This is a genomic window from Roseomonas chloroacetimidivorans, assembly GCF_049629625.1.
Lineage (GTDB): Bacteria > Pseudomonadota > Alphaproteobacteria > Acetobacterales > Acetobacteraceae > Roseomonas > Roseomonas chloroacetimidivorans.
The window spans coordinates 67767-82145 of record NZ_JBNBZS010000012.1 but is presented as its reverse complement, the minus strand read 5'-3'; the positions used below and the strand labels follow the sequence as shown (position 1 = coordinate 82145).

Genomic DNA, 14379 nt, shown 5'->3' with positions numbered 1-14379 from the left:
GATCCGTAAGGGTCGCTCAGGCCTCCATTCCCGCCGTCTGCAGCAGTGTCACGAAGGCCAGCTGCATGTCATGCAGCGTCTGCTTCGGCTCCACATCCACCCATTCGTCCAGCGTATGCGCCCCGGCGCCCGCGCCGGCGCTGACAGCGATGCCCGGAATGCCCAGGGAGATGGGGATGCTGGCATCGGTGGAGCTGGCGACCGTCTTCGGCGTGAAGCCCAGGGCCTTCGCGGCGGCGGTGGCATTGGCCACCAGCTCGCTCTTGCGGTCGATCGCGCCGGCGGGGCGGTCGCCGATCTTCTTCCATTCCACCGTGACCGCGCCCTTGGCGGTGCTGCGCGCGGCGTTCTCGGCCTCGACCGCGCGCTGCACGATGTTCTTGAACGCGTGGTCGATGCGGGCGAGTTCCTGGGCGGAATCGGAGCGCAGGTCCACCTCCAGCCAGACCTCGTTCGGGATGGAGTTCACCGAGGTGCCGCCGCCGATCACGCTGGCGCTGAAGGTGGTGCGGGGCTCCTTCGGCACCTCGAGGCGGGAGAGGCCGGCCATCACCTCGGCCAGGGCGAAGGAGGGGCTGACAATGCCGAAATTCATGAAGCTGTGCCCGCCGGGGCCGCGGAAGGTCAGGCGGTAGCGTAGGGAGCCAGTGGCGCCGGAGACGATGGTGCCCATGCCCATCGGGCCTTCGACGGAGATGAAGGCGGCGATGCGGCCGGCATAGCGGCCCTTGGTAAAGAGGAAGCGGATGCCGCGCAGGTCGCCCAGCCCCTCCTCCCCGACATTGCCGACGAAGAGGATGTCGTGCTTCGTCTTGATGCCCGCCGCATCCATGGCGCGCAGGAAGGCGAGGTTCATGGCCAGGCTGCGCGTGTCGTCCCCGATGCCCGGGGCGTAGAGGCGGGTGCCCTCCCGCCGGACCTTGAGGTCGGTGCCCGGGGGAAAGACGGTGTCCAGATGGGCGGCGAGAACAATGAGCTGGCCGTTGCCGAGCCCGCGGCGGAGGCCCATGACATTGCCTTCCGCGTCCATCTCGCATTCCTCGAGGCCAGCCTCGCGCAGCATCTCGAGATAGGCCTTTCCGCGCTCCTCCTCCTGGAAGAAGGGGGCGGGGATCTCAGTGAGGCGGATCGTCTCCTCAACGAAGCGCTCATGGCTGGCGGCCAGGTGCCGCAGCGCCTCCTGATAGGCTGCGCTCTTCATCACCTGCTCGACCATGGCTGCCCCCTTTTGACGGGCTCTGCCATGCGACGGTCCCGCCGCGATGTCCAGATGCGGGAACCCCGGAAAAAGCCGGGGCGCGCGAGCTGGACTGGCGCGCCCCAAACCCGAGGAAAAAGATGAAGGGGCCCGGGGGAGAATTCTTTCTCCGCCGGCCTTTCGTCAGAGGATGAACCGCGACAGATCCGTGCTGGAGGCCAGCGGCGCCACCTTCTCCCGCACATAGGACGCGTCCACCCGCACTGTCTCGCCGCGGCGGTCGGAGGCGCTGAAGGACACCTCCTCCAGCAACCGCTCCAGCACGGTGGCCAGGCGGCGGGCACCGATATTCTCTACGCGGTCATTGATGTCGGCGGCCAGCTCGGCCACCGCGTCGATCGCGTCCGGCGTGAAGTCGAGGTTGACGCCCTCCGTGCCCATCAGCGCGGTGTACTGCGCGGTCAGGGCATGCTCCGGCTCCGTCAGGATGCGGCGGAAATCCTCGCGGGTCAGGCCCTTCAGCTCCACGCGGATCGGCAGGCGGCCCTGCAGCTCCGGCAGGAGGTCGGAGGGCTTGGCGAGGTGGAAGGCGCCGGAGGCGATGAAGAGGATATGGTCCGTCTTCACCGGGCCGTGCTTCGTGTTCACCGTCGTGCCCTCGATCAGCGGCAGCAGGTCGCGCTGCACGCCCTCACGGGAGACATCGCCGCCGCGGAAGCCGCCTTCGGTGGTACGGGCGCAGACCTTGTCGATCTCGTCGATGAAGACGATGCCGTTCTGCTCTGCGTGATGGACGGCGTCGCGCGTCAGCTTCTCCTGGTCGAGCAGCTTGTCCGCTTCCTCCCGCAGGAGGGCGGTGCGGGCCTCGGCCACCGTCATCTTGCGGGCGCGGCTCCGCTGGCCGAACATCTTGCCCATCATCTCCTGGATGTTCTGGGCGCCGGGCGGCATGCCCGGGATGTCCATGACGGCGATAGGCGTGGCTTGCTCGGCCACCTGCACCTCGACTTCCTTGCTGTCGAGGCTGCCTTCGCGCAGCATCTTGCGGAACTTCATGCGCGTCTCGCCATTCGCACCCTCGCCCACCAGGGCGGTGATCAGGCGCTCCTCAGCATTCAGCTCGGCCTTGGCCTGCACCTCGGCGCGGGCGGCTTCGCGCAACTGGACGATGCTGGCCTCCACCAGGTCGCGCACGATGCTTTCCACATCGCGGCCAACATAACCGACCTCGGTGAACTTCGTGGCTTCCACCTTCAGGAAGGGGGCATTGGCCAAGCGCGCCAGACGGCGGGCGATCTCGGTCTTGCCGCAGCCGGTGGGGCCGATCATCAGGATGTTCTTCGGCACCACCTCCTCACGCATGCCCTCGGGCAGCTGCTGGCGGCGCCAGCGGTTGCGGAGCGCGATGGCGACGGCGCGCTTTGCATCGTGCTGGCCGACGATATAGCGATCGAGCTCCGAGACGATCTCACGCGGAGAGAGGTTCACGGCTTCCTGGGTGTTCATTCTTGCGTGTCATCCGGGCGCGGGCCGCGCCCTGTTCGGGGTGTTCTGTCAGGCAGGTTCGACGAGCCGGGCGAGGGGCGGATCCTGGCGGGCGCCATTCAGCACGGCATCCAGCAGGCCGGGGAAACGGGAATCCAGCTCCGCGCGGCGCAGCGAAACAATGCGCGCGGGTCCCTCGATCCGCACCCGCACCACCCCGGCCTCCCGCAGGCGGGTGACATGGTAGGTGAGGTTCGTCTTGGTCGTGCAGTGGAGGAAAGAGGAGCAGCGCTTCTCGCCATGCTCCGCAACCATGAGCACGATCGCGCGGCGGATCGGGTCGCGCAGCGCATCCAGCACCGCGGAGAGATCGATCGCCTCCGGTTCGGGGTGATGGAGCGCCTTCGACATGCCCACGAGATAGGCAATCCGGCGCGCTGGTGAAAGGGGCTGTCCAAGGCGTCTTGAACCGCCTTGACGGGCAGCCGGCTGTGACTTAGGTGGCGGTTAGTTCAAATGTTATTGGACTGTTGGAGGACCCATGCCGCGCTCCCTCCTGTGGTTGGCGCTGGGCAGCTTCGCGGTTGGCACCGGCACCTTCAGCATCGCCGGGCTTCTTCCGGTGATCGCGGCGGATCTGGCCGTCAGCGTGCCCGCTGCCGGGCATCTCTCCATGGCCTTCGCCCTCGCCTATGCATTGGCCTCCCCCGTCCTCGCGGCCGCGGCGGCGGGGATGGAACGAAGGCAGGCGCTGGTGCTCGCCATGGGAACCTATGTGCTGGCCTCGGCCGGCTGTGGCCTTGCGCCCGGCTATGCGGCACTGCTCGGGCTGCGGGTCGCGGCGGCGCTGGCCGCGGCGCTCTTCGTGCCCACGGCTGGTGCCTGCGCCATTGCCCTGGTGGAGCCGCATCACCGCGGCCGGGCCATGGCGACGGTGATCGGCGGCATGACGCTCTCCACCGTGCTGGGTGCCCCGCTCGGTACGCTGATCGGCGAGCATCTGGGCTGGCGCGCCGCCTTCCTGGCCGTGGCGGGCCTGGGTCTGGTCTCCGCGCTCGGCTGCCTGGCCTTCCTGCCCCGCCTGCCCGGCGCACGGGCGGCGGGGGTGGCGGAGCGGCTGGCCATCGCGGGGCGGCCGGAGGTGGCGAAGCTGCTGGCGCAGACCGTTGCCATCTTCACAGGGGCCTTTTCCCTCTTCTCCTATCTGGCGCCCTTCCTGCAGGAGACGCTTGGCTTCGGGGGAGAGGGAACGGCGCTGGCGCTGCTGCTGTCGGGCCTGGGCGGACTGCTCGGTGTTTCGATCGGCGGCTGGGCGGCGGACCGGCACGAGCCCCGGCGCTTCCTGATCATGGCCAATGCCACCCTGGCCGTTATCCTCGCCTGCATCTCCCTGGCGGTGGAGACCCTGCCAGTGGCGGCGGCGATGCCGGCGGTGCTGATGCTGCTGGTGGCCTGGGGCGCTTCGAACTGGTGCTTCCCGGCGGTGCAGCAGGTGCGGCTGGTGGCCCTTTCACCGGCCATGGCGCCAGTGCTGCTCTCGCTTAATGCCTCAGCCACCTATCTCGGCGTGTCGCTGGGCGCACTGCTTGGCGGGCTGGTGATCCGGGCGGAGGCGCTGCGGGAGCTCGGGCTGATGGCTGGGGGGTTCGTGGCGCTTTCGGCGCTGATGATCTGGGGCATGCGCGCCACGGCACGTTGAGCGCTGCGTGCTCGCTACGGTAGCAGCCATCGCCGGAAATACAACATTGAGGAGAAACGGCTTCCGGATTGCACCAGATCGGATGCCGGTTCGGACCTGTCTTTCGTTGAGAAATGGAACGGAGAGCGCTCCCCTTCAGTTTGTCGCGCGTTTGTAGAAGGCGGCCCGTTACATGGGGCCGGCGAGACGCGCCGACAGGGGGAAGCCGCCGTGGCCATCATCAAGGGTACCGCACGCGCCGATAAACTCGCGAGCGGGTTGGTCAGCGACCACATGGTGGGAGGCGACGGCGCGGACACGCTTTACGGCGATGCCAATGGTGATTTCTACGGCTTTGCCAGCGCGGATTCGCTGTATGGCGGCGGCGGCAACGACCGGCTGTATGGCGACGCGGGCGGTTCGCTGCTCTGGCATGCCGGGTCCGATACGGTAGGGGGCGACGACCTGCTCGACGGCGGCTCGGGGAAGGATGCGCTCTACGGCGATGCCGGCCGCGACATGATCGCCCCGGCCGATGACGGTACGGGCGACACCCCCCCGGCGGTGCTGGGCGGCGCCGACACGCTGAAGGGCGGCGCGGATGACGACCGGCTCTATGGCGACGCCGGCGGCAAGATGTCCGCCGACTACGACAGCAGCGTGACCGGCGGGAATGACCGGCTCGACGGCGGCAGCGGCAACGACGCGCTCTATGGCGACAGCGGAAGCGGCTTCTACGCGCTGGATTCCGGCGCCAGGGTCCTGGGCGGGAATGACGAGCTGCTCGGCGGCAGCGGCAATGACAAGATGTACGGCGACACGGGCGGGAAGTTCCACGCCAACGCCGAGGGCGATGTGCTGGGCGGCGACGACCTGCTGGATGGCGGCGACGGCAAGGACGTCCTCTATGGCGATGCCGGTGGCCTCTTCTTCGCCGGCTCCTCGGACGGCGCCGTCTATGGTGGCCATGACACGCTGCTCGGCGGCTTGGGCGACGACCGGCTCTATGGCGATGCCGGCGGGATGATGGAATCTGACGAAGCCGTCGTGGTCGGCGGCGACGACATCCTCGATGGCGGTGTGGGCAAGGACACGCTTTACGGCGATGCCGGTGGCACGCTCTATGCCCATTCCGACGGCTATATCCGGACGGGCGGCGATACCCTGATCGGCAGCGACGGCAGTGACACGCTGGTGGGCGATGCCGGGGGCGACATCTGGGCCGAGGGAGGCACCGAGCTTCGCGCCGGCGACGATACCCTTGATGGTGGCGAGAACAACGACACCCTCTACGGCGATGCGAAGGGCGACGTCATCGCCGACGACAGTCACATTATTCTCGGGAACGATTCCCTCTCCGGCGGGGACGGGAACGACAAGCTCTACGGCGATGTCGGGGGTACGATCAGCACCGTCGATGGTGGCACGGTGACCGGCGGGAACGACGTGCTCGACAGCGGTGCGGGAAATGACCTTCTGTGGGGCGGATGGGGTGCCGACACGCTGACCGGCGGCGCGGGCAAGGACCGCTTCGTCTTCGCCGCGGGCGAGGGCGGCGATCTGATCCTCGATTTCCAGTATGGCGCGGACAAGATCGGCCTCGCGGATGGCCTGACCTTCGCGGGTCTGGTGCTGGATTCCAGCGCGAACCTTATGGGTGGCACCACCTATGACACGGTGGTGCGGGTCGCGGCGACGCAGGAGGTGCTGTTCACCGTGCAGGATATCGCCTCGCTGGGCGCGAGCGACTTCATCCTGGCATAACGCGGGACCGGTCTGAACTGCTGGGGGCTGGCCCAGGAAGGCTCTGCCTCCCGGCCCCTCCGCCGGGGCTGCCCCAGGGGCCCCGCCTCCGGTTTTCAGGCTCTCCCGGCGGAACAGCTCACTGTGGCGGCTCGATGGTGACCATCACGCGGCCGGAAGGCAGGCGCTGCGGCCGGCTCGCCGCGACCTCTTCCAGCGGACGGGCCGGTGGTCGCGCTATCATGCCCTGGGCGAGCTTCTGGGTGCTGGCCCGCCGATCCGTTTGGCCGGCGACCATCATGTCCTCGGGCTCAGCCGGGCGGGGCACCAGCACGAACATCGTGACGGGGTGGTTGATGCCCATGGCCCGCGCCTCGGCCTCCGGGCCCCAGCCCGTGAACAGGTCGCCACGGCCGGGGCCGCGGATCACGCCCCCGGTGTCCTGTGCCACGACCAGGCGTGGGGCGGCGCGGGCCGGTGCTCCTGCGGCGGGTGTGAGAAAGACCGGCGCGCCCAGGGGCACCTGCGCGGGATCCACGGCCAGGGAGCGTTCCGATGTCAGCGGCACGCCCAGGGCGCCAATCGGACCCTGGTCGTTCCGCAATCCCTCCACGCGGCGCAGGAACACATAGGACGGGTTCTCGTGCAGCACCTCGGGCCCGGCGGCGGCGATCAGTTCGCGCAGGGTGCGGGGGCCGTTGGGGCCCATCACACCGCGCCGCGTCATGATTTGCTCCACCGAGCGGAAGGGAAGGCCGTTCTGGCCGGCATAGCCCAGCCGCAGCACCGCCCCGTTCGGAAGTTGCACGCGGCCGGAGCCCTGAATCTGGAGGATGAAGGCATCGAGCGGATCCGTGACCCAGGCCAGTTCCAGCCCTCGTCCGGCCATGGCACCGGCCGTAATGGCCGCGCGGTCCGGCATGGGCTCCAGGCGGCCCTCCTGCATCACGCCCCAGCTGCGGCGGCCGCGGCCGGTCGATGCCTCCACCAGTTCCGGCGGGCGGGCATAGAGCGGGACAGTGTAAGGCTCGCCCGGAGTGAGGGCGCCGCGCAGGATGGGTTCGAAATAGCCAGTCAGCAGGCCAGTGCCGGCGGGCTGGGCGATGAACAGGGTTTCCAGCGCGTCGCGTAGCGCCAGATTGCGCCGGGCCTGGGCTTCCGCCTGCGCGCGGGGCGCGGCCGAGCGGGTGGAAGGCGACCGGCGCGAGGATCTGGGCAGCGGCGGCAGGGTGCGGGAGACGCGCTGCAGGGCGGCGCAGGCGGCGCGCCACTGGACGGGCGTGCCGCCCAGGGCCTGGATGTTGCCGTCACCCCCCAGCGAATAGCCAGCCGGCATGGCAGCCCAGCGGGCACAGCTCGCCAGAAGTGGGGGCAGGACGGCGGTCGTGGTGCCTTCCTCCCAACCCGGGATTTCGGAAAAGGGAATGCTGCCCGGGGGCTCGGCCGGATCCGCCAAGGCCGGTCCGGTCACCAGGGCCGCGGCCATGAGGACAATGGCCAGGCGCGCACCGCGCCGGCGCGGGTTTCCGCCAAGGCCCGCCGCCGCCTGTCCCGTTTGATCTTCCATGCTTACGCCACCTCGCATCCTTGAGCCGCGAGGCGGCCGCGGGCGTCCTACAGCCGGAATGTTCCGTGGCCCAAGCAGAACAGGCCGAAAGCAGCCACCGCGCGCGAAGTTGTGACGGCGGCGAGCGAGGCCGATGCGCTGTGCATGTAAGGCGGGCGGGGGCACGGTTCGACCTTCTGCTGACCGACGACGCGATCCCCGGCATGAATGGCGTGGATCTGGTGGACGCGATCCGAGCGGTGCAGCCCGGCTTGGTCCTGCTCTTCACCACTGGCTACTCCGCCAGCCCTGTCCTCCATTCCGAACGGGAATAGGAGGGATGGTGGAGAAACCGTTCTGCATCGGCGATCTCGCCGCTGCGGTTCAGAATGAGCTGAACCGTGCGCATCAGGAGCGGCCCTGAGGCAGAAGGTGCCAGCCGCTTCCCTGGGATCCTGGGCCGGGGAGTCAGGCCCGGGGAATGTTACGCCAGCTTGCATACCAATCTGGGTAAGATTGCGACACGGCTCGCGTGAACTCGAAATGCGTTACGGGTTTTGAGACGGTAAGTACGTAGACCTGAGACCATCCCGCCTTGCCGTCGGCAAAGCGGGGAGCGTCATGGCGGGAATAAACAATGGCGACCTATTACGTTTCGGCGGTGGCCGCGAATGGCATCCCTGCCGGAAACGATCAGACCGGTGACGGCTCCAAGGAGCGTCCCTTCGCCAGTATCGAGGCTGCGAATGCAGCCGCGAAGGATGGCGATACCGTCATGCTCAATGACGGGGTCTACACCCCTGCCAAGACCCTCGACATCTCCAATGCGGTGAGCTGGCAGAGCGTCACCGATTATGGTGCGACCATCCGAGCGGCGGCCGGGCAGTCCCGCATCATCAGCATTTCCGAGGAGGCGGCCGGTACCGTCAGCTTCGGCAAGATCGTCCTCGACGGCGGCAACACCTCCACAGCACTGATTACGCTGAACGATCAGGTCTCGACCTATACGCTGGAGCTGAACGGCACGCGGCTGGTCAACCCGACCAGCTACGGCATCCAGGGCACCAGCGCGGGCACCCATGCCAATGTCGTCCTGAACGATGTGGATTTTAGCGCATCCAGCGCGCTGTCCATGGTCAATATCTCCGCGCTGAAGGCGGGTTCCGTCAGCATCCAGGGCGGCACGGTCAATATCGCGAGCATCTGGCGCGCGGGCTTCGGCGGGATCGCCAATGTCAACGCGGATGCGGAGGGCATTCCCGTCACCGTCTCCGGCGTGACCGCGAATCTGAACGCGACCGGGACGGACGCGACCTATGGCAAGGGTATCTACTACGGCGTCCGCCTGACCGACGTGAAGGCGCTGATCGAGAACAACGACATCACCCAGTCCGGCACGGGCAGCAGCCTGACCGGCTACACCATCTCCGTCACCTACGACAAGACGACCAACCCGATCGATATCTCGGGCGGCATCATCCGCAACAACACGCTGAAGAACTTCCTCGACGGCACGGCCGGCAAGATCATCCTGGTCGGCTGGGATTCCGATCCGGGCGAGGCGCTGCGGAACTACGCGAACGACTTCCAGGTCTATGGCAATACCGGCATCGGCGATGATGGCGCCGAGGCAGCGAAGCTGCATGGCATCCTCATCGGATGGCAGGACGGCGCCCAGGTCTATGCCAACAGCCTGGACTATACGAGCCTGGCCTATGTTCTGAAGGGCATGTCCGGCGAGACGCTGGTCTTCGACAACACCGACACGCATACCAGCTCCAAGAGCCTGTATCAGAAGGGCGGCACGGGCGTTCAGTTCCTCTACAACGTCAGCTACCAGGACAGTAACTTCAACCCGGACGCCATCAATATCGGCGACGCCGGCGGTGGGCAGTATGCGGCCAAAGATGCCGTCGTGATCGGGAACACGGTGGTCTATACCGGGTCGCCCGACAGCTTCCTGACGGTGTGGGACGGCTCAACCGCCGCCACGATCTCCAACAACACCTATTATTCTGCCACGGGTAATTCCAGCTCGGCCTGGATTTATAACGGCGCGGCCTATTCAACCATTGATGGCTGGAAGGCCGCGGTGGAGGGCGACGCGAATTACAGTGGCGACGTCACGCTGGGTCAGGGCGCCATACTCGGGGCCTATGGGCTGACGGGGCAGCGGCTCGAGCTGGTCGGCATGGTCAATGGCGTGCTGACCTACCGGATCACCTTCATCAACGGCGTTGCCTCGGACACCAACTTCGCCATTTCCAACTGGGGAGCCGCCGGGGCCGCCACCATCTCCGGCCTGATCGACGCCGATATGAGCGGCACGGGCAGCAGCAGCCTGAGCGGCACGGCGACACAGGATGGCAGCTATGCCGGACTGGACAGCGGGGAGAGCCTCGTCTTCAGCATCTCCTATGACGGGCTGAGCGCCGTCGGCGGCGAGGTGCTGCATATCTACGGCAACTACACAAACACGAAGCCGATCGACATCGTCTTCCAGAGCATCGAGCTGCCGCGTCCGACCATCGACGGCGCCAGCACGGTCAGCGGCACTGATGCGCAGGTTCTGTCGCCCTTCGCGTCGATGACCATCACCGATGCCGATACCTCCTCTGCCTCGCATACTGTCCGCGTGAAGCTGAACGACGCCGGGACGGGCAGCTTCACCACGCTTGCCGGTTTCGTCCGGAACAGTGACGGGACCTACAGCTTCACTGGCACGGTAGCCGAGGTGAATGCGGCGCTGCAGGCGCTGCGCTTCACGCCCACCGCCAACCAGGTTGCCATCGGCGACACGGTCACAACCCATTTCACCGTGACCTACAGCAATGATGTCTACACGGTCAGCAGCACGGCCGCGCAGACGGTCGTAACCTCGGTCAACGACATACCGGCCCTGGCGGGCCTGCTCTCCACCCAGACGGTCAGCGACGGCACCACGATCCAGCCCTTCGCAGGCGTCTCCTTCCTCGACGGGGATCCGGGCCAGACCCAGACCTTCCGGATCGCGCTGGACAAGGTGACGCGCGGCAGCTTCAGCAATCTGGGCGGCTTCGTCGATAACGGCGATGGCAGCTACAGCTTCACGGGCAGCGCGGCGGATCTCCAGACGGCGCTGCAGGGCCTGGTCTTCGCCCCCGCCCCGGATCAGTCCGAGCCGGGCACCGCAACCACGGCCAAGCTGACCATCACCTATTCGGACGGCATGGCCGCGACCCAGACCAGCATCGCCTACCTGTCCATCCTGTCGGAGAACACGGCGCCCACCCTGGCTGGCTCTACTACCAGCACGATCAATGACAAGCAGGCCATCAAGCCTTTCGCGACCATGACGGTCACCGATCCCGACAAGGGAGCGATCGAGACGGTCACGGTGCGGATCGATGATCCGGCCAAGGGCAGCTTCACCAGCCTGGGCAGCTTCGTCGATAATGGCGACGGCTCCTACAGCTACACTGGCAGCCCTGCGGCTGTGCAGACTGCCCTACGCGCGCTGGTTTTCGACCCGACGGATGGCCGCGTGCCGGCCGGCCAGACCGAGACGGTGCAATTCACCGTCACCGTTTCCGACGGCTCGCTGACCACCACCGACACGGGCACGGTCGTGACGGTAACCGCCACGAACACGGCGCCCACGCTGTCCGGGCTGCCCGACAGCCAGACGGTCAGTGACAACGCCACGATCCAGCCCTTCGTCGCTGCCTCCTTCGCGGACCCGGATTCGGGACAGGTCGAAACGATCACCATCGCGCTGGACAAGGCGACGCGCGGCAGCTTCAGCAATCTGGGCGGCTTCGTCGACAATGGCGATGGCAGCTACAGCTTCACCGGCAGCGCGGCGGATCTCCAGACGGCGCTGCAGGGCCTGGTCTTCACCCCCGCCCCTGACCAGTCCGAGCCGGGCACCACCACCACGGCCAAGCTGACCATCACCTATTCGGATGGGGTGGCCGCGACCCAGACCAGCATCGCCTACCTGTCCATCCTGTCGGAGAACACGGCACCCACCCTGGCCGGGGCAAGCGCCAGCAGCGTCACGGATGTCCAGACCGTCAAGCCCTTCGCGACCATGACCATCGCGGACCCGGACAAGAATGCGTCCGAAACAGTGACCGTGCGGCTGGACGATCCGGCCAAGGGAAGCTTCACGACTCTGGCAGGCTTCGTCGACAACGGCGACGGCAGCTACAGCTTCACCGGCAGTCCGGCGGCCGCACAGACCGCCTTGCGCGGGCTGGTCTTCAACCCGACGGATTGGCGGGTTCCCGGTGGCGCGACCGAGACAGTCCAGTTCACCGTCACCGTCTCCGACGGGGCGGCGACCACGACGGATAGCAACACCACGGTGACGGTAACCTCCACCGCACCGGGCAACACGGCACCAACCTTGTCCGGCCTCAGCACAAGCCAGACGGTGAGCGAGCGGAGTTCCTTCCAGCCTTTCGTGAGCGCGTCCTATGCGGACCCGGATGCCGGCCAGACCGAAACCATCCGGATCGCGCTGGATAACCCGACCCTCGGCAGCTTCACGACACTGGCCGGCTTCGTGGATGGCGGCGATGGCGTCTATACCTTCACCGGCACCGCATCGGCGGCACAGGATGCCTTGCGTGGCCTGGTCTTCACCCCCGCGCAGCACCAGGTCGAGCCGGGGCAGAGCGCCACGGCCAATCTGACCGTCACCTATTCGGATGGCTACGCCTCGCCCCAGACCAGCACGGCCAGCCTGTCGATCACAGCCGAGGACACGGCCCCGACCCTGGCCGGCGCCACCACCGGCAGCAGCGTGACAGAGACGCAGACGGTCAATCCCTTCGCCGGCATGACGATCACCGATCCCGACAAGAACGCGACGGAAACGGTGACCGTGATGCTGGACGACCCGGCCAAGGGGAGGTTCACCACGCTGGCCGGCTTCGTCGACAGTGGGGACGGCAGCTATACCTTCACGGGCAGCCCGGCGGATGCGCAGGCCGCGCTTCGCGCCCTGGTCTTCGATCCGACGGATGGGCGGCTCTCGGCTGGCCAGAGCGACACGGCCCGGTTCACCGTCACCGTCTCCGACGGCAGGTTGAGCAGCACGGATTCCACAACCGCTGTCACCATTACCTCCAGCACGGCCAACACGGCACCGACCCTGTCCGGCCTCTCCGCCAATCAGACAGTGAGCGAGCGTGCGACGCTGCAGCCCTTCGCGAACGTGTCCCTTGCGGATCCGGATGCGGGCCAGACCACAACGGTCCAGATCGCGCTGAGCAAGGCAACGATGGGCAGCTTCACGACGCTGGCCGGCTTCGTGGATGGCGGCAACGGCGTCTATACCTTCACCGGCACGGCGGCCGAGGCGCAGGCGGCGCTGCGCAGCCTCGTCTTTGCGCCCGCTGACTATCTGGCGGCGCCGGGCAGCTCAAGCTCGCTGAAGCTGACAATCACCTACACGGATGGCGTGGCCGCAGCGAAGAGTACCTCGGCCTATGTCGCGATCCAGGCCGAGAACACCACTCCAACCCTGTCCGGCACGATCACCAGCACCGTCGTCGACACCAAGACGGTGAAGCCTTTCGCGATGATGACGATCACCGACCCGGACAGGAGCGCCACCGAGACGGTGACGGTGAAGATCGACGATCCGGCCAAGGGCGTGTTCAGCACGCTCGCCGGCTTCGTGGATCAGGGCAACGGCATCTACACTTACACCGGCAGCCTGTCCTCGGCGCAGAGCGCGCTGCGCTCCCTGGTCTTCAACCCAACGGATGGGCGTGTCGCCGCAGGGGTGAGCGACACGGCCGGCTTCACGGTCACCGTTTCCGACGGCACCGCAAGCAGCACGAACACGGCCACTACCGTCACGATCACCGCCTCCGCCCCCGCCAATGCCACGCCGACCCTGTCCGGCCTTGTTTCCGGCCAGACGGTCAGTGAGCTGTCGACGATCCAGCCTTTCGCGAACGTCACCTATTCGGACGCGGATACCGGTCAAATAGAGACGGTGCAGGTCACGGTCGCCCAGAAATATGGCAGCCTGAGCAACCTCGGCGGCTTCGTGGATGGCGGCAACGGCGTCTACAGCTTCAGCGGCACGGCGGCGGAGGCACAGGCGGCACTGCGCGGCCTGGTCTTCACGCCGGCCGACCATCTGGCAGTACCGGGGAGCAGCACCGCGGCCTCGCTGAAGGTCAGCTACACGGATGGCGTGGCGGCCGCGAAGTCCAGCACCATCTCCGTGGCGATCCAGGCCGAGGACACGGCGCCAACCCTTTCCGGCGCTATCACCAGCTCGGTCACAGACATCAAGACGGTGAAGCCCTTCGCGATGATGACAATCGCGGACCCGGACAAGGGCGCGGCGGAGACGGTGACAGTGAAGCTGGACGACCCGGCCAAGGGAACCTTCAGCTCGCTGGCCGGCTTCACCAGCCAGGGCGAAGGCGTCTACACCTATACTGGCAGTCCATCCTCCGCGCAGAGCGCGTTGCGCAGCCTGGTCTTCGACCCGACGGATGGGCGCATCGTACAGGGGCAGACGGAGCTGGCCCAGTTCACCGTGTCCGTGTCGGACGGCATGGCCGCGGTGTTCGATGAGAAGACGAAGGTGCTGGTTTCCGGGACCGCGCAGCCCGGCCAGACTCTCTACGCTTCCAGCATGGCGGCCTGACCAGCTGGTTTTGACTGTCGGGGCGGCTCCGGTGAAGAATTCCTTCTCCCCCGGAGCCCCCTGATCTGCTT

8 protein-coding genes are annotated in these 14379 nt (G+C 67.1%); 4 read left to right on the top strand and 4 right to left on the bottom strand.

Going from position 1 to position 14379, the window contains the following annotated elements; all coding sequences use genetic code 11:
- Positions 1-16: 16 nt before the first annotated feature.
- From ACO1BU_RS11295 to ACO1BU_RS11285, 3 genes are all read right to left on the bottom strand, one after another.
- Positions 17-1216 (bottom strand): M20/M25/M40 family metallo-hydrolase, encoded by a 1200-nt coding sequence (locus ACO1BU_RS11295; RefSeq protein ID WP_424136043.1) that lies wholly within the window; start codon positions 1214-1216, stop codon positions 17-19.
- Between the two features lie 165 nt (positions 1217-1381).
- Positions 1382-2704 (bottom strand): ATP-dependent protease ATPase subunit HslU, encoded by a 1323-nt coding sequence (hslU, locus tag ACO1BU_RS11290; protein WP_424136042.1) that lies wholly within the window; start codon positions 2702-2704, stop codon positions 1382-1384.
- Positions 2705-2752: 48 nt separating this feature from the next.
- Positions 2753-3094: an ArsR/SmtB family transcription factor gene (locus ACO1BU_RS11285; protein WP_424136041.1), complete on the bottom strand. Its 342-nt coding sequence runs from the start codon at positions 3092-3094 to the stop codon at positions 2753-2755.
- Between the two features lie 130 nt (positions 3095-3224).
- Here ACO1BU_RS11285 and ACO1BU_RS11280 point away from each other — a divergent pair, with 130 nt between their 5' ends.
- Both ACO1BU_RS11280 and ACO1BU_RS11275 read left to right on the top strand, forming a co-directional pair.
- Positions 3225-4382 (top strand): MFS transporter, encoded by a 1158-nt coding sequence (locus tag ACO1BU_RS11280; protein WP_424136040.1) that lies wholly within the window; start codon positions 3225-3227, stop codon positions 4380-4382.
- Positions 4383-4592: 210 nt separating this feature from the next.
- Positions 4593-6125, top strand: a complete 1533-nt coding sequence (locus ACO1BU_RS11275) for a calcium-binding protein (protein WP_424136039.1) — start codon at positions 4593-4595, stop codon at positions 6123-6125.
- Positions 6126-6243: 118 nt separating this feature from the next.
- Here the strand turns inward: ACO1BU_RS11275 and mltA are convergent, their stop codons facing one another.
- A complete protein-coding gene (gene mltA / locus ACO1BU_RS11270) occupies positions 6244-7671 on the bottom strand; it encodes a murein transglycosylase A (protein ID WP_424136038.1) in 1428 nt (475 codons plus the stop codon).
- A gap of 65 nt (positions 7672-7736) precedes the next feature.
- Here mltA and ACO1BU_RS11265 point away from each other — a divergent pair, with 65 nt between their 5' ends.
- Both ACO1BU_RS11265 and ACO1BU_RS11260 read left to right on the top strand, forming a co-directional pair.
- On the top strand, positions 7737-7985 hold the full coding sequence (locus ACO1BU_RS11265; RefSeq protein ID WP_424136037.1) for a response regulator: 249 nt from the start codon (positions 7737-7739) through the stop codon (positions 7983-7985).
- 302 nt (positions 7986-8287) lie between these two features.
- Positions 8288-14308 carry a beta strand repeat-containing protein gene (locus ACO1BU_RS11260; RefSeq protein ID WP_424136036.1) on the top strand — a complete coding sequence of 2007 codons (6021 nt, stop codon included), beginning with the start codon at positions 8288-8290 and terminating at the stop codon, positions 14306-14308.
- The last annotated feature ends 71 nt before the right edge of the window (positions 14309-14379 follow it).